The organism is Rhizobium sp. P2_G9 (assembly GCF_056403475.1).
Genome location: NZ_JBFUFK010000064.1, coordinates 18,859 through 33,255 on the forward strand (window position 1 = coordinate 18,859; position 14,397 = coordinate 33,255).

General features: G+C 58.9%; 18 protein-coding genes and 2 pseudogenes. 5 read left to right on the forward strand and 15 right to left on the reverse strand.

Going from position 1 to position 14,397, the window contains the following annotated elements; translation table 11 throughout:
- Positions 1-20: 20 nt before the first annotated feature.
- Positions 21-503: a hypothetical protein gene (locus AC1DYF_RS35525; protein WP_477882974.1), complete on the reverse strand. Its 483-nt coding sequence runs from the start codon at positions 501-503 to the stop codon at positions 21-23.
- Between the two features lie 27 nt (positions 504-530).
- A complete protein-coding gene (locus AC1DYF_RS35530) occupies positions 531-2,063 on the reverse strand; it encodes an acyl-CoA carboxylase subunit beta (protein ID WP_477882976.1) in 1,533 nt (510 codons plus the stop codon).
- Positions 2,064-2,184: 121 nt separating this feature from the next.
- On the opposite strand from AC1DYF_RS35530, the gene AC1DYF_RS35535 reads away from it, so the two are divergent.
- Positions 2,185-3,603, forward strand: a complete 1,419-nt coding sequence (locus AC1DYF_RS35535) for a helix-turn-helix domain-containing protein (protein ID WP_477882977.1) — start codon at positions 2,185-2,187, stop codon at positions 3,601-3,603.
- Between the two features lie 66 nt (positions 3,604-3,669).
- Here AC1DYF_RS35535 and AC1DYF_RS35540 read toward each other — a convergent pair.
- The 10 genes and pseudogenes from AC1DYF_RS35540 to AC1DYF_RS35585 form a co-directional block, all read right to left on the reverse strand.
- Positions 3,670-3,804: pseudogene (locus AC1DYF_RS35540) on the reverse strand (alkaline phosphatase); the annotation flags it as partial.
- Between the two features lie 127 nt (positions 3,805-3,931).
- Positions 3,932-4,312, reverse strand: a complete 381-nt coding sequence (locus AC1DYF_RS35545) for a hypothetical protein (RefSeq protein WP_477882979.1) — start codon at positions 4,310-4,312, stop codon at positions 3,932-3,934.
- Entirely contained in the window at positions 4,312-4,686 is a 375-nt protein-coding gene (locus tag AC1DYF_RS35550; RefSeq protein ID WP_477882980.1) for a YegP family protein, read from the reverse strand. The genes AC1DYF_RS35545 and AC1DYF_RS35550 overlap by 1 nt, the downstream gene beginning before the upstream one ends.
- Positions 4,687-4,906: 220 nt before the next feature.
- Positions 4,907-5,476, reverse strand: coding sequence for an alpha/beta fold hydrolase (locus AC1DYF_RS35555; protein ID WP_477882982.1), 570 nt, complete (start codon positions 5,474-5,476; stop codon positions 4,907-4,909).
- Between the two features lie 146 nt (positions 5,477-5,622).
- On the reverse strand, positions 5,623-6,063 hold the full coding sequence (locus tag AC1DYF_RS35560; protein WP_477882984.1) for a PIN domain-containing protein: 441 nt from the start codon (positions 6,061-6,063) through the stop codon (positions 5,623-5,625).
- A 2-nt stretch (positions 6,064-6,065) separates the two neighbouring features.
- Positions 6,066-6,317: a type II toxin-antitoxin system Phd/YefM family antitoxin gene (locus tag AC1DYF_RS35565; protein ID WP_477882985.1), complete on the reverse strand. Its 252-nt coding sequence runs from the start codon at positions 6,315-6,317 to the stop codon at positions 6,066-6,068.
- A 180-nt stretch (positions 6,318-6,497) separates the two neighbouring features.
- A complete protein-coding gene (locus AC1DYF_RS35570) occupies positions 6,498-6,794 on the reverse strand; it encodes a hypothetical protein (RefSeq protein ID WP_477883010.1) in 297 nt (98 codons plus the stop codon).
- Positions 6,766-7,248: a Rap1a/Tai family immunity protein gene (locus AC1DYF_RS35575; RefSeq protein WP_477882987.1), complete on the reverse strand. Its 483-nt coding sequence runs from the start codon at positions 7,246-7,248 to the stop codon at positions 6,766-6,768. The genes AC1DYF_RS35570 and AC1DYF_RS35575 overlap by 29 nt, the downstream gene beginning before the upstream one ends.
- Before the next feature lie 457 nt (positions 7,249-7,705).
- Positions 7,706-8,125 carry a helix-turn-helix domain-containing protein gene (locus AC1DYF_RS35580; protein WP_477882989.1) on the reverse strand — a complete coding sequence of 140 codons (420 nt, stop codon included), beginning with the start codon at positions 8,123-8,125 and terminating at the stop codon, positions 7,706-7,708.
- A 43-nt stretch (positions 8,126-8,168) separates the two neighbouring features.
- Positions 8,169-8,492 (reverse strand): hypothetical protein, encoded by a 324-nt coding sequence (locus AC1DYF_RS35585; protein ID WP_477882991.1) that lies wholly within the window; start codon positions 8,490-8,492, stop codon positions 8,169-8,171.
- 138 nt (positions 8,493-8,630) lie between these two features.
- Here AC1DYF_RS35585 and AC1DYF_RS35590 point away from each other — a divergent pair, with 138 nt between their 5' ends.
- The 3 genes from AC1DYF_RS35590 (at position 8,631) to AC1DYF_RS35600 (ending at position 10,362) form a co-directional block, all read left to right on the forward strand.
- A complete protein-coding gene (locus AC1DYF_RS35590) occupies positions 8,631-9,074 on the forward strand; it encodes an Imm26 family immunity protein (RefSeq protein ID WP_477882993.1) in 444 nt (147 codons plus the stop codon).
- 302 nt (positions 9,075-9,376) lie between these two features.
- Positions 9,377-9,679 carry an antibiotic biosynthesis monooxygenase gene (locus tag AC1DYF_RS35595; protein ID WP_477882995.1) on the forward strand — a complete coding sequence of 101 codons (303 nt, stop codon included), beginning with the start codon at positions 9,377-9,379 and terminating at the stop codon, positions 9,677-9,679.
- A 317-nt stretch (positions 9,680-9,996) separates the two neighbouring features.
- A complete protein-coding gene (locus tag AC1DYF_RS35600) occupies positions 9,997-10,362 on the forward strand; it encodes a hypothetical protein (RefSeq protein WP_477882997.1) in 366 nt (121 codons plus the stop codon).
- 279 nt (positions 10,363-10,641) lie between these two features.
- On the opposite strand, the gene AC1DYF_RS35605 is transcribed toward AC1DYF_RS35600, so the two are convergent.
- Positions 10,642-11,103 (reverse strand): Rap1a/Tai family immunity protein, encoded by a 462-nt coding sequence (locus AC1DYF_RS35605; RefSeq protein WP_477882999.1) that lies wholly within the window; start codon positions 11,101-11,103, stop codon positions 10,642-10,644.
- 95 nt (positions 11,104-11,198) lie between these two features.
- A complete protein-coding gene (locus AC1DYF_RS35610) occupies positions 11,199-13,352 on the reverse strand; it encodes a sensor domain-containing protein (RefSeq protein ID WP_477883008.1) in 2,154 nt (717 codons plus the stop codon).
- A 686-nt stretch (positions 13,353-14,038) separates the two neighbouring features.
- On the opposite strand from AC1DYF_RS35610, the gene AC1DYF_RS35615 reads away from it, so the two are divergent.
- Positions 14,039-14,254, forward strand: coding sequence for a hypothetical protein (locus AC1DYF_RS35615; RefSeq protein ID WP_477883000.1), 216 nt, complete (start codon positions 14,039-14,041; stop codon positions 14,252-14,254).
- A gap of 16 nt (positions 14,255-14,270) precedes the next feature.
- Here AC1DYF_RS35615 and AC1DYF_RS35620 read toward each other — a convergent pair.
- A pseudogene (locus AC1DYF_RS35620) lies at positions 14,271-14,397 on the reverse strand (IS630 family transposase); the annotation flags it as partial.

The following is a 14,397-nucleotide window of genomic DNA, read 5'->3' on the forward strand; positions in this document are numbered from 1 at the left end:
CACGGTGAGAATTGTCTTGATCATTGACCGACCGGAAGTTTGGCGTTCTGCAGTGTCTGCTTGACCATTGTCTGCGGGAATGGCGGTTGCAGGGAGCATCGGCCGGACCGGATCGTGAATCCAAATCCAGCCTGTTGTGTCACCGACCCCTGATCTGTTGATGCCTGATAAAAGGGGGCGAAGAGATTTATCTTCGAGCGCTCCGCCGGTTTGACGGCCGCGGAAACGATCTTGGACTGATAGCGAAGGCAGAACTCGCCCAGTTCAGCGATCAAGTCTTGGGACGAATGTTTCGGCGGGCCGGCCCGGTCGAGCACAATCGCGATATCGATCGTGTTGTCGGAGGAGATCCGCTGCACTTCCACGCTTTGCAGGCTGGCGACGACGCCATGGGACAAATGAAATTTTCGGTCCTTGGCTAGAAATCCGCTTGCGGCGGCGGCAGTATTGAGCCCGATCGCAAAGCAGGTGAATAGAGCCAAAGCCGATACGAAATTCTTCAATTCAACATCCTCCCCGTGACACGGCCCTCACAACGGCATCGTATCATGCTTGCGCCAATGGCTCTCCTGCCGCTTTGTCCTGAGCATCGCAAACGCCCGCGCAATCCGCCGCCTGGACGAGTGCGGCAGGATCACCTCGTCGATGAAGCCGCGCTCAGCGGCGACAAACGGATTGGCAAACCGGTCCTCGTATTCCTTCGTCCGGGCAGCAATCTTTTCCGCATCCCTGAGCTCGGAGCGATAGAGGATTTCCGTTGCCCCTTTTGCGCCCATGACGGCGATTTCCGCCGTCGGCCAGGCATAGTTGACGTCGGCGCCGATATGTTTCGACGCCATGACGTCATAGGCCCCGCCATAGGCTTTGCGGGTGATCAGCGTCACCATCGGCACTGTCGCTTGCGAATAGGCAAACAGCAGCTTGGCGCCGTGCTTGATGATGCCGTTATATTCCTGCGCCGTCCCCGGCAGGAAGCCCGGCACATCCACCAGCGTCAGCAATGGAATGTTGAAAGCATCGCAGAAGCGGACGAATTTCGCCGCCTTGCGCGAGGCATCGATATCGAGGCAGCCGGCCAGAACCATCGGCTGGTTGGCGATCACGCCGATGGTCTGGCCCTCCAGCCGGATGAAGCCGGTGAGGATATTGCGGGCGAAGGCCTCGCCGATCTCATAAAAATCACCCTCGTCGGCGACGGCGAGAATCAGCTCGCGCATGTCGTAGGGTTTGGCGGCACTGTCGGGGATCAGCGTGTCGAGCCGCATTTCCAGCCGGTCGGGATCATCGAAGAACGGCCGGACGGGCGCCGGCTGGCGATTATTGAGCGGCAGGAAATCGAAGAGGTCGCGGATTTTCAACAGCGTCTCGATATCATTGTCGAAGGCGCCGTCGGCGACGGAGGATTTGGTCGTATGCGTCTTGGCGCCGCCCAGGTCTTCGGCGGTGACGATCTCATTGGTGACGGTCTTGACCACATCCGGGCCAGTGACGAACATATAGGAACTGTCGCGAACCATGAAGATGAAGTCGGTCATGGCAGGCGAATAGACCGCGCCACCGGCGCAGGGGCCCATGATCACCGAAATCTGCGGGATGACGCCGGACACTTCAGCGTTACGGCGAAACACTTCGGCATAACCAGCAAGAGAATCCACGCCCTCCTGGATGCGGGCGCCGCCGGAATCGTTGAGCCCGATCAGCGGCGCGCCGTTGCGGGCGGCCAGATCCATCACCTTGCAGATCTTTTGCGCATGCGTTTCCGACAAGGAGCCGCCGAGCACGGTGAAGTCCTGGCTGAAGACATAGACCAAGCGGCCGTTGATCGTGCCCCAACCGGTGACCACGCCATCGCCCGGCACCTTGTTGTCGGCCATGCCGAATTCGGTGGCGCGGTGGGTGACATACATGTCGTATTCTTCAAACGAGCCTTCGTCGAGCAACACGTCCAGCCGCTCGCGCGCCGTCAGCTTGCCCTTGGAATGCTGTGTCTCGATGCGCGTTGCACCTCCGCCGAGACGGGCGGCGGCGCGGCGGGCTTCGAGCTGTTCGAGGATTTCACGCATGGGATTGACCTTCGATGATCGAGAATTCTGCATAAATCCGAACGGATTGGAAGAAAACCATTGATCAGGTGAAAATGCGCAGTTTACAAAAGTCTAGTTTGAATTTTGCGAAGTTGCAAACATGGCGATCGGCAAACTCTATATCGGCCGCAAGGTCCGCGACCTCCGGCAATCCACCCGCGCAACGCAGGCGCAATTCGCCGAGCGGATCGGCATTTCCATCAGCTACCTCAATCAGATCGAGAACAACCAGCGGCCGGTCTCTGCCGCCGTGCTCCTGGCTCTGGCGGAAAAATTCCGCATCGACCTCTCCGATCTCTCTGCCGGCGAGGACGATCGGCTGATTTCGGCGCTGTCGGAAGCGCTCAGCGATCCCTTGTTCAATGCCTATTCGCCGAGCGTGCAGGAGCTGAAACTGGTGGCCCAGAACGCGCCGGGACTGGCGCATGCGCTGATCGCCGCCCATCAGGCCTACAGGCACAATTCCGAACAGCTCGCCAGCATCGACGACACGCTCGGGCGCGCCCCGGGGCTGACTGAGAACACGCCCTATGAGGAAGTGCGCGACTTCTTTCATTTCGTCGATAATTACATTCACGATCTCGATATCGCCGCCGAAAGGCTGGCTGAAGAAATCGGCCTGGGCGAGGGCGATCCCAACGCCATCCTCACAAGGCATCTGGAGCGCGCCCATGGTGTCCGCATCCGCCGCGCGCTCGACAATGAGGATATGATCCGCTCCTTCGACCATCAGGCGCGCATCCTCACGCTCAATGCCTATCTGCCCGCCGCGACCCGCGATTTTCAGATCGCGCTGCAGATTGCCCAGCTCGATTCCGGCGAGATGATCGATACCATCGCCCGCAATGCCGGCTTCCGCACCAACGAGGCCTATGAAATCTGTCGCATCGGCCTGCACAATTATTTCGCCGGCGCATTGATCCTGCCCTATCGGAAATTCATGGCCGCGGCGCGCGATCTCCGCCACGATCTCGACCTGCTCTCCGCCCGCTTCGGCGCCAGTCTGGAACAGGTCTGCCACAGGCTGTCCGCGCTCCAGCGCCCGGGTTTGAAGGGCATCCCGATCTTCTTCGCCCGCATCGATCGCGCCGGCAATATCACCAAGCGCCACAGTGCCGCCAAGCTTCAATTCGCCCGCTTCGGCGCCGCCTGTCCGCTGTGGAATGCACACCAGGCCTTCGAGACTCCGGGCCGGATCAACCGCCAGCTTGCCGAGACGCCGGACGGCGTACGCTATCTCTGCCTGTCGATCCAGGTGTCCAAGGGCGGTCGTGGTTTCCGCCAGGGGCAGCAGCATTATGCCCTGGCGCTCGGCTGCGAGATTTCCTATGCCGACGGCTTCGTCTATGCCGACGACATGGACCTCGGCAACCGCGCCGCCTATGACCCGATCGGCATTTCCTGCCGCATCTGCGAACGGACCAAATGCGCCAGCCGCGCCATGCCGCCGCTCAAGGGCCGGCTGGTCATCGACCACGAGAACCGGGCGGTGCTGCCCTATCGGCTGAAAGAGAATTGATGGACGTGGCCGACCCCGAAAGGGGGCCGGCGATATGTCGTACCGGTTCGATGTCCGACCGGTCCGTCAGTTCGTCTTCTGCAGGCCAAGCGCATCGCGGATGGTGAAGAACATGTCGGTCTGGTCGGTCAGGCCGGTGAAATTCGCTGCACCCGGGCCATAGGCGGCGATACGCAGCTGCGCGCCGGTATGGGAATAGTCTTCCGTGCTTGTGCTTGTGGCACCCAGCGCGCCCCAAACTCGCCCTCGCCCTGAGGCGCCCCATGACGCGAAGCGGAATGGGGCCTCGAAGGGCCAGTCACAGGCGCGAGGGCACCCCCGTCTCGCCTCAACGCCCCCGCGACATGCGCAGGTTAGCCGTCCAGGCAAACCAGAGCCCGGGCACGGCGATCAGCACGATGAAGGGCAGCGCCATCTTGACGGCGATGAGATTGTTGCGGGCGCTGACTTCGACGCCCTCGGCATTGCGGCAGATCATCCGCCGGCTGTGCGGCGGGCTCGGCACGTCGTCGACCCGCTGGCCCGAGCCGCACAGGATGGTGCCGATCACCGCCGATGAGCGGAACAGGTTGCGATTGACCTGATAGAGCGCAACGCTGGCCGCGAAGCCGAGAACGATCGCGGCCAGCAAGAGACAGCCTGACAGCATCAGCCGGCCGCGGCGCGTGATCGGCTGGCCTTGGCTATATCGCGAGGAGGTGCCGCGCATCAGGCGCCGGCGGTCTCGTCCTCGACCGGCGCATCGGGGCCGTTCTTCTTCACCGAATCGATGCAATTCTTGGCGCTGGCCTTGGAGGCATAGGTCTCGGACCGCACCATGGTCTCGCCATTGGCCGCCTTGAAGCGGACGAAGGTCTCGCCATTCTTGGATTCGACGAGCTCGAAACGATAGCCCGAGCCGGTCTCTTCCTTCGTCAGATCGACGGTGGCGGCACCCGGCGCATTCTTCTTGATCGATTCGATGCAGTTCTTGGCGCTGGCCTTGGACGCATAGTTTTCCGACCAGACCATGACCTCGGCATTGTAGACGAACTGGACGCGGAACTGATCGTTTGCGCCCTTCAGAATCTTGAACTTATGCACGTCGGCAACCCTCCTGGATGCTTTCCGGCATGGCCCCGCCACGGCCCTGCCCAACAGCTAATGTGTAATATAGAGGGCGATAGCGTGCAAGCAGGGGATGGATGCGAACCCGTGTGACGTCCCACCGGCATTGATCGGCCGGCCGTGTGGTCGATAAGCGATGGCTGTCGATGACGAGACACGCCACCGACCGCCTGGCGAGGTTCGGCATCGTCAACGATCAAGCGGAACGGCCCTGCAGCGGCAATCGACGGATATCGCGAGCGATCTCGCTCAGATCGTTGTCGAGCTGGTGATTGCGATGCGGCAGGAAACGGAAAACCGCGGCGGGAATTGTTTTTGCATACAGCCCGGCATGCGTGGGCGGAACGATGTCGTCTTCGCTGCCATGATAGAAAAGGATGGGCATCCCGGCCGGCAACATGGCAGAAAAATCGGCCCGGGCCACGATATCCTCACTCGGCCATCCGCCATCGCCGATGAATGGCGGCGCAATGAGAATGAGCGCGCCAGGCCTGAATTTCGGCCGTTCGTCGGCCAGCACGGTGAGCAGGATGGTCGCGCCGATGGAATGGCCGACGAGAACGGCGCCGTTATCGAGACCATCGAGCAGCTTCAGCAGCGCGGCTTTCCAGATCGGATAGCGGGGGTCGGCTTCCTCCGGCATGCGCGGATAGAGGACGGCGTAGTCCGAGCCGAGTTCGCGCTCGAGGCTCTCGACCAGCTTGTTGTCCCACTGATCGTGCACGGCTTCACCGGCACCTTGGATGAAAAGGATTTGCTTCGGCATAGGATGGCCTCCCTGTCCGTGTCGGACGTTGCGCACCGTGTACAACGTTCCTGCCCGGCTCGGCGTTGCGATTCCGTCGCGGGCGAAGGTTGGGTGGCCAGCGACTGCCGGACCTCTCCCATCCGATCCAGGGGGCCACTGGCTATCTACTGAATGGTCGGCAATTGCTTCAACGGGTTGGCAAACGGCACGCCCAGTGGCGCGAAATGACGTTCATTGGCTGTCAGAACAGTGAGGCCATGTGCCGCGGCGGTGGCGGCGATGGCGATATCCTCGAAGCCGGGATCATGGGCGCGAGCCCGGTCGAGGATCAGGCCTGCGTGACGCGCCTCCTCGATACCGAAGGACAGGATTCGCCCGGCATAAAAGTGTTCCACTGCCATGAGCCAGCGGCGCAGGTTCTCCGCCTTCGTCGTCGCTTCGATCCGGATGGCGCGGGCAATGCCCGCCTCGATCTCGGCGATGGAGATGGCGGAAAGATAGAGCCGATCGCTATGCGCGTGCATCCAGGCCGCGAGCGCTTCGACGCCCACCTGGCGCTTGGCTGGTGCATCGGCCGAGACGATATTGGTATCCAGAAGATACACGATCAGAGGCCATCTTCGCCGAGTGCACGGGCGGGTTTGCGCGCTCGCTCGGGAATGTCCTCCGGCCCGCCGGGAAAGGCCTGCAACAGATCGGCAAAGCTCGGAACCTTGGAGATCCGCTGCCATTCCTCGAAAGACACGAGGACGGCTTCCTTGCGGCCGTGACGGGTGATCACGCTCGGTTCGCCAGCCACCGCCCGATCGACCACAGCGGAAAGCGTTGCCTTCGCGTCCTTGAGCTGGATTTCTTTCATGCCACGCCTCCATATGACCATCGGTAGTCATATATGAATTGCCTCGCCTCGATCAAGACGAGCGGACGCAAGAGGCTTTGCCTCAACCCCTTGCTGCTTCTCCAGAGCCAGCCAACCGTCCGTCAAGGCAGAGCGGCGGTGAAAGAGTTAGGCTTTCAAGCTTGTTTGTTTTCCGCGGCACTAATCAACCTCTTGGACGGTGACTTTATATCGCTTCTGCTGGGATGTGCCGAAGCAGGCATTGTTGCGGCCAATCTCCAGAGCCAGTGCCTGCTGTCCGCGTGTCGCCCAGGGATTCATCAGCAGCGAGATTACCCTCTGACAGGTTGTCATCTTCGAATAATCCGGCTCCGGTGGCGGTGAAGTTTCACAGCCTGCCAGGAGCGCCATCAGGCAGCTCGCCAGCAAAAATCCAAGTCGTCCCCTATCCCCCTCCGTCGTCGGGATTTCAAGGTTGATGGCAAGGGAAAGTTGCATACATCGTCAGAGTCAACAAGGTTCCGGCCGAGAGATGCCGCGTCTCCGGCGTCTGAGCAAGCGATTTGCAAAAAATGTCGACCAATTGCTCCACCGTGGCCTCTTTGGGAACGCAGGCGTGCAGCGAGGCTTCCTGCAGCCTGGATATGGTGGCGAGATCGGCGCCCGCCGGGTTCTGCTGCGCAAGGGTGAACATACCATCGATAGACTCGTTTTTTCCAAGCCAGCCGGCGACGTAGCCGCTCACCAGATCGCGGTTGGTGCTGCAGTCGGTGTGGATGTCATTGCCTGTGAAAAACTCGGCAAAGCTCTGCGAAGGGGATGACGCCAAAATACACGACAATGCTGCAATAGCGGCAATTCCTCCCTGACGTATGCTTGCTCCCAATGATCCCCTGGATTGTAGAGTTGGCAGAAGTTGCGGTGAGGCGCAAGCCGCCAGGGTGGCATTCAAAGCCTGACCTGTCCCTGTTTTTCCAGCAGCGATAGGAGCCTCTGCGTCCTGGTCACGCCGATTGGCTCGGTGTGATGCCTTGCCTCGACCTCTCCGCTTGCTCTCTTGCCGGGGCCAGACAACGGTTCGGCCAGACACGCTTTGATTGAAGAAGCGGGGGGTTCAAGTTTTGTTTTTGTTTGGTTTCGTTTCAGTCTAGGTCTCTGTAGTGTCGCACAATCGAGGGGGGCGCAAAATTCACCGCCATCTTCAAGACGGATGGTCGGCCGCCGCGTTGACGATGGACGCGCCATCGTGACCTTGCCCACGCCTCACGCGCGGGGACTGCGGTGGCCTTCATGGCAATGGCCGCGTCACGCCCGGCCGCTGATGCCATAGGCGGGGCGCCGTGCGGGCATGGCAGTATCGAGCGCCCGGAATTGAGCGGCGGCAATCGTCCAACAGCGCCGGACGCTGGTTATTCGCGCGCTTCGGACAGCGCGATCACGAAAGCAAGCACAGCGCGCCGATAACCGGGATTCTTGATTGCCGCGAAGTCACGGCTTAGCTGCACAACCTCTCTCGATGACAGAAAGCCGGCGGTTTGGTCGTTGTCCGCGCGATAGCGAGACGCCGCATCGCCGCCGACAGGCGCTTCGTCATCATCGAAAAAGAAGCTGACCGGCACGTCCAGGATTCTTGCAATGGTCTGCAAGCGGCTGGCGCTCATGCGGTTCATGCCTTTTTCATATTTTTGGACTTGCTGGAATGTCACGCCCAAAGCATCGGCCAGGGCGCCCTGGCTGAGCCTGCGCACCTGCCTTTGGAAGTGAAGTTTGTTTCCAGCATAGATATCAGCCGGATGTGGATACTTTGACATCTGCGACCCCCTGCGCATTCTGCCCGCTCAACCACGCAGAAACCGGGCATTCACCGTGATTTCAAAGCGCCTTCGAACGAATTTCGGCGCCGCCATGATCAGATCGCAGCCTATCAAATTCGTCTTTTCCGATAAATTCGCGAATTCGGATAAGGTTGGTAACACCAATGCACTCCGAAATGCTTAGCGCGGATAGGTTCTGCGTAAACCAATCCATGCAGCATGCCAGTATTATTGTCGCGACCTGCGTGGCGAGATGCCTGGCGCAAATCAAACCGCACCAGGCGCGAAGAACAAGTCCCTCATCATATTTCCGGCATTCCGCCAAAATCGGCGGTTTCACTATGATGGAGATGCCGACCGCCAAATCCAGCCGGTCAGCCATTTGCAAAACAACATGAGGCACGCGAGGCCTCACGCCGAAGGCGCTAGGTCTCTGCAAAGAAGAAAAAAAGGGGAAATTTATTGGCGGGTGCGAACGTTATTACGAGGAAGATGTTTGCCTTGAGAAGGAGGCCGCGTGATGATGAACAAGCTGCCATACAAGGTGGGAGATATCTTCGCTGTTCCGCTCGATAGTGGAAAGGGCTTCTGCCTTGGCGTGGTGACGGGAATGCCCAGAGACGGAAAGGTGTTGATGGGATATTTCTACAGCGACGTCTATTCGACGGTTCCGCGAGGCGATGGAATATTCAGGCCCGAACCGCGAGATGCGGCGGGAATTTGGATATTCGGAGACCTGCACCTGTCCGAAAGACGGTGGCCGATTGTCGGACAGGTCGACAATTTTCATCCCAACGACTGGCCCTCGCCAAAGTTTCTACGGGAAACCATGCATCAATTGGCAGCCTGTTCAAGTGACGGGACACTTGAACCAGATGGCAATGAAGCTGAACAATATCAGGGCGATAGTGTCATGGATGCCGGCTTTGTCGAAGGTATTTTGGCGCAGATAGCAACAACCTAGATTCGGCGCGTTTGCGGCAGCGTGGAGTATTGGAAAGGCTTTCGCCTCGACCCAGGCGCGAGAGCTCGGGATGTGCTTCAATAGATTGGCGTCATTTGTCCAGGCACAAGTGGTAAGACGTACGCCATTGCCAAGCAAATTCAAGCTTTCGCGGGAGGCGCCAATACAAATGGTTTTTCCCTGTGAAGCGTGCTACTTTCAAAGGCGGCACCGATGAGCAAGCTTACTTGCGATTTCGGTCGCCAGATGCCACCTTGATCAAGCAGGCACTATCGCTACTCATTCACTTGCGGGAGACAGCAATGACCGCATTCAATGTCGTGCGTTTTAAAGTCAAGACCGGGATGGAGACCGCCTTCCTCGCCGCCCACCAGAATATTGCCGACAGCTGGCTGGGTCTGCGCCACGCCAATATCATCCGGACCGGTGAAGGACGATATTGTATCATCGGCGAATGGGAGAGCGTCGAGGCCATGGCCGGAAGCCGGTCGAGCATGATCGCCACGCTCGATACCTTCCGGGACATGCTGGAGGATCTCGGCGGCGAGCTGGGCGTGACGGATGCTGTCGCCGGACCGGTCGTGTTTTCGACGAGAGAAAGCTGAGGGCTTTGCATTTCCTTGAGCGTTTGTGGTCCGCGACGAGTGTCGGTTGCGACGCATGATGACATCAGCACAGGCGTGACCACAGGCGAACCCAAGTGCGCGGTCTCGATCGCCATGTTTACGGTGCAGATACCGTGGCGCTGTCGCCATCGTTATGCCAGGTCACGAAGGGGGGCATTGCCCCGGAGCGCACGACCAGAACGTCTCCTTTCGGAGATATCAAGCAAAAGCTGATGCTCGCGGGCGAGCTTGTCCGGACGCGGTCAGCGGGGTAGCTTCAGGCAACCCGATTATCCCAGTCGATGAATCCGCAAAACATGACGATAGTTGCCGACAATCTTGAGGAACTCGAATCATTTGGCCTGTCGTTTTACAGGGTCATGGAATCGTTCCACATCGACAGAACATTCAGCGGCGGCAAACCCGGTTTCGTTGACATTGAGCTGGTGTTGCGAACGCATCCCGGTGACTTCAGGAAACCAAAACCAGGAAAACTGAAAATCTATTTTTTCCAATGCTTTGATCTAAAAACAGACAAACTCCTTTCATTGTCGGGGTTCGAATTGGCGGTGCGCAAACATCGATCGCCGATGCTTGCTGACGTGCGTTATCGCGTGATCGATGCGGAATGGGGAAATCTCGAATTCCTATGCGGCGGCTTCGCCGCCGAATTGCTTGAATAGGAGATTTGTATCAATCAACCTCTTGGACGGTGACTCTATATTGCTTCTGCTGGGATGTGCCGAAGCAGGCATTGTTGCGGCCAATCTCGAGAGCCAGAGCCTGCTGTCCGCGTGTCGCCCAGGGATTCATCAGCAGCGAGATCACTCTCTGACAGGTTGTCATCTTCGAATAATCCGGCTCCGGCGGCGGTGAAGTTTCACAGCCTGCCAGGAGCGCCATCAGGCAGCTCGCCAGCAAAAATCCAAGTCATCCCCTATCGCCCCTCCGGCGTCGGGATTTCAAGGTTGATGGCAAGGGAAAGTTGCATACATCGTCAGGGTCAACAAAGTCCCGGCCGGGAGATGTCTCGTCTCCGGCGTTTGAGCAAGCGACTTGCAAAAAATGTCAACCAATTGCTCCACCGTGGCCTCTTGGGGAACGCAGGCGTGCAGCGTGGCTGCCTCCAGCCCGGAAATGGTGGCGAGATCGGCGCCCGTCGGATTCTGCTGCACACGGGTGAACAGACCCTCGATAGACTCGCTGTGCCCAAGCCAGCCGGCGACGTAGCCGCTCACCAGATTGCGGTTGGTGCTGCAGTCGGTGTGGATGTCGTTGCCTGTGAAAAACTCGGCAAAGCTCTGCGAAGGGGATGACGCCAAAATACACGACAATGCCGCAACGGCGGCAATTCCTCCCTGACGCATGTTTGCTCCTTGAGATGGCTTGATAGCAAAACTGGCAGAAGTCGCGGTGAGGTGCAAGGCCAGCCTCTCGGGCGTCTGGCGCGACGTCTCGCCCGCCGTCGCCGGAGATTTGCCCGCCGGCCGTCATCATCACCAGTCAGCCAAAGACGGAATTACGATACCTTGCGTTGTTCAAGCGGGTACAATCCGCCCAGATAATGCGGCAGCGTCACGATGTCGCTTTTCGGCACCGGCCGGCTGTAGAGAAAGCCTTGTGCGGCGGGGCAGCCGTTGGCCAGGAGAAAGCTTGCCTGCTCGGCTGTTTCGATGCCTTCGGCGACGACGCTTTGCCCGAGGCAGCGTGCGATGGAGAGGATCGCCTTGACGAGCTCGGCGCAGCGCTTGTCGCTGCTGCTGATGAATGACCGGTCGATTTTCAACGTATCGATCGGATAGCGCGCCAGATAACTCAGCGCCGAATAGCCTGTGCCGAAATCATCGATGGCGATCGAAATTCCCATGGATCGAAATTCGCAAAGCGCCTCCAGGGTTTCGTTCTTGTCGCCGAGAAGCAGGCTCTCGGTGATTTCGAGTTCTATCCATTCCGGCCGGCAGGCGGTCTCGCCGAGAATCGCGGCGACCGTCTCGACCAGGTCGGCGCGCTGAAACTGTTTGGAGGAGAGATTGATCGCCACTTTGTGCGGTGGCCGGCCAGCGGCGTTGAGCTCGGCGGCGGTCTGGCAGGCCTCACGCAGCACCCAGCGACCCAGTTCCACGATCAGCCCGGTTTCTTCGGCAACAGGAATGAACTGAACCGGAGAAACCATGCCGAACTGCTCATGACGCCACCTCAACAGGGCCTCCGAGCCGATCACCTTGCCGTCGTCCAGCAGCACCTTGGGCTGGTAGTGCAATTCCAGCGCGCCGCGCTCGATGGCCCGGCGCAATTCCGATCCCAGCATCAGACGCTCCTGGGCGCCGGCCGTCAGTTCTTTCGAATAGAATTGGAAGCTTCCGCGCTCCTGCCGCTTTGCTGAATACATCGCGGAATCGGCGTATTTGACCAGATCATCGGCATCAGTGCTGTCGTCGGGATGAAGTGCGATCCCGATGCTGCAGGAGACGAACAGTTCCGTGCCGTCCAGCAGGAAGGGCGCGTTGAATGCGTCGAGCATCTTTTGGGCGATGTCGGCCAGATCCGGCTTTTCAAGCACATCCGGCAGAAGGATTGCGAACTCGTCGCCGCTGATGCGCGCCACGGTGTCGGCATGCCGTACGCTGTCCTGCAGTCTTCCGGCCGCCTGGCAAAGCAGTTGGTCCCCGATAGGATGTCCCATCGTGTCGTTTATGGTTTTGAAATGATCGAGATCGATCATCATGACGCCTGCGCGCCTGCGGTCCGGCGAACTGGTGGCCAGGAAATGTTCCAGGCGCTCGCCGAACAGGGCTCGGTTTGGCAGCGAGGTCAGCGAATCGTAAAACGCCATCCGGTGAATCTTCTCGCGAGAAGTGTTCAGTTCCGTAATGTCGCGCGCCACGCCGAGAACCCCCGTCGTCTTGCCCTCGGCGTCGATGATCGGGACTTTTCGGGTTTCGAGGAGAATGCGCTGGCCGCTGTTGTCGTGCGTCACCCATTCCTCGTTGATCAGGACACGTCCGGCATGAACGGCCGCCAGGTCCTTCTCACGGAAAAACCGGGCCAGATCGGCATCGAACAGATCGAAGTCCGTCTTGCCGACGATCTCGGCTTCCGATTTGCCGACCATGAGCCCGAAGGCGTGATTGCAAAGCAGATAAACACCATCGACATCCTTCAACCAGACCCTGTCGGGAATGGTTTGAAGCACCGTGAGGAGACGTGTTCGCGCTTCATCTCCGACATGCTGCGCCTCCTTCCTGTCGGTAATATCGCGTGACAGCGCAAGAAATGTCGTGCTGGATGGTTTGCTGCCAGGTTTTTTTGCCAGATATTGCTCGAACCAGCGGGTTTCCCCGTTGGCCTGCTTGATGCGTATCGTGTGGCCGCTGCTGGCCCCTTTTTCATCAGCCTCCCTGATGGCCTGACATGCAATCGCGGCCTCCTCAGGCGGCAGCACGTCGCTGACCGTCCTGCCGAGCAGATGCTCTTCGGTTGCAGCGAGCGCTTCCGGATGCTTCGTCCATACCTGCAGATATCGGCCATCACCATCGAGCTCGAACAGAATGTCGGGGAGGACGGCAATGATCCCCTCCGCGAATTCAAGCGCTTCCGTCAGCCTCTGCTCGATAGGACCGTGCTTTGCCCTGCCGGCGATCCTGCTGGCATGTAAAGCCGCTTTGGCCGGCATGGGCGTGCCATCCAGTTGCGAGGCAGCGGGATATTTCCTGCCTGAAGGCTGCTTCATGAAGATCCCCGGACTGCAGCGGCGGCCAGACGTTTCATGCACCCGGCCTCATTCCAATTTTTAGGAAGCACCGCACAAGTCATTCGGCGGGTCTGGAGGCTTGGTTCGCGCCGCCGATATCCGAACGTCGAGGCAACAAGCGTTTAAGAGTATTAGTCTCTGGGAAGCTTAACAAAATACCCTGTTTTCAAGCACAAATCGTTCTTTTTTGCGTGATCGGGATCAGATATCGGAAAATGGACAGCCACTGTCGGTTTCCGAGACAGCGAAATGGCTGTCTGTTGGAGCGCCGGGAATCTTCGGTTCCAAGCCGGTGTGCCGCGGGCTGGCTTTGGTCGTCGGATTCGCGAAGAGCCGCATCATCACCAAACGCCGTGTCGTCATCCTCGAAAGAGAAGCCAACCGGCACACCAGGAAGATCATTTTAACAGGCCGCCGAAAATCTATGAACGCAACGAACATGTCATCCGTGAAGGAATATGCAATTCAAGAGAATTGACCGCCAGCTAACGGCACAGTTCGAAAGCCCGCAATATCGTGTTTCCTAGATCATCAGGCTTCCCGGAAGACGGAACTAAGGCTCTAAGAAATGTAAAGGTCGGCGCTCGTTGTCCGTGGCGCTTGGAAGGATGAATATCAATCCCGTCATCGTTTCCATAACAGAAGACCAGCAGCGCGTTTCGTTGAAAGTCGGAATAGCCTTTGAACCCAATCTGCCTGGCGGCTCGCTCAATTTCTTTTGGGTCCGCGGAGTCCATGTCAAGAACTTGACCGTCATACCTTGTCATGGCGGTGATCGCTTCCGTGCCAATCGTCAACGCGGTTATTTCGGCCAATTGCCCTAGTACCTCTGCACAGAGATTATGACTCTTTGGCGATTGGGTTTGGGTATGCTTTGGCAAGTTTGGCGCGGGCTTGCTCGGTTGAGAACATCCATTTGATGCGGGCTCCACTTTGATTGCGTCGGTGTTCCCAAGCGGCGACTTCG

Coding starts and splice junctions, on each gene's coding strand:
- AC1DYF_RS35615 (WP_477883000.1), top strand. CDS start 14,039: ATGAATATCAATCCCGTCATCGTTTCCATAACAGAAGACCAGCAGCGC.
- AC1DYF_RS35545 (WP_477882979.1), bottom strand. CDS start 4,312: ATGCGCGGCACCTCCTCGCGATATAGCCAAGGCCAGCCGATCACGCGC.
- AC1DYF_RS35600 (WP_477882997.1), top strand. CDS start 9,997: ATGACGATAGTTGCCGACAATCTTGAGGAACTCGAATCATTTGGCCTG.
- AC1DYF_RS35585 (WP_477882991.1), bottom strand. CDS start 8,492: ATGGCTGACCGGCTGGATTTGGCGGTCGGCATCTCCATCATAGTGAAA.
- AC1DYF_RS35610 (WP_477883008.1), bottom strand. CDS start 13,352: ATGCCGGCCAAAGCGGCTTTACATGCCAGCAGGATCGCCGGCAGGGCA.
- AC1DYF_RS35530 (WP_477882976.1), bottom strand. CDS start 2,063: ATGCGTGAAATCCTCGAACAGCTCGAAGCCCGCCGCGCCGCCGCCCGT.
- AC1DYF_RS35580 (WP_477882989.1), bottom strand. CDS start 8,125: ATGCGCAGGGGGTCGCAGATGTCAAAGTATCCACATCCGGCTGATATC.
- AC1DYF_RS35590 (WP_477882993.1), top strand. CDS start 8,631: ATGATGAACAAGCTGCCATACAAGGTGGGAGATATCTTCGCTGTTCCG.
- AC1DYF_RS35535 (WP_477882977.1), top strand. CDS start 2,185: ATGGCGATCGGCAAACTCTATATCGGCCGCAAGGTCCGCGACCTCCGG.
- AC1DYF_RS35570 (WP_477883010.1), bottom strand. CDS start 6,794: ATGCAACTTTCCCTTGCCATCAACCTTGAAATCCCGACGACGGAGGGG.
- AC1DYF_RS35595 (WP_477882995.1), top strand. CDS start 9,377: ATGACCGCATTCAATGTCGTGCGTTTTAAAGTCAAGACCGGGATGGAG.
- AC1DYF_RS35565 (WP_477882985.1), bottom strand. CDS start 6,317: ATGAAAGAAATCCAGCTCAAGGACGCGAAGGCAACGCTTTCCGCTGTG.
- AC1DYF_RS35555 (WP_477882982.1), bottom strand. CDS start 5,476: ATGCCGAAGCAAATCCTTTTCATCCAAGGTGCCGGTGAAGCCGTGCAC.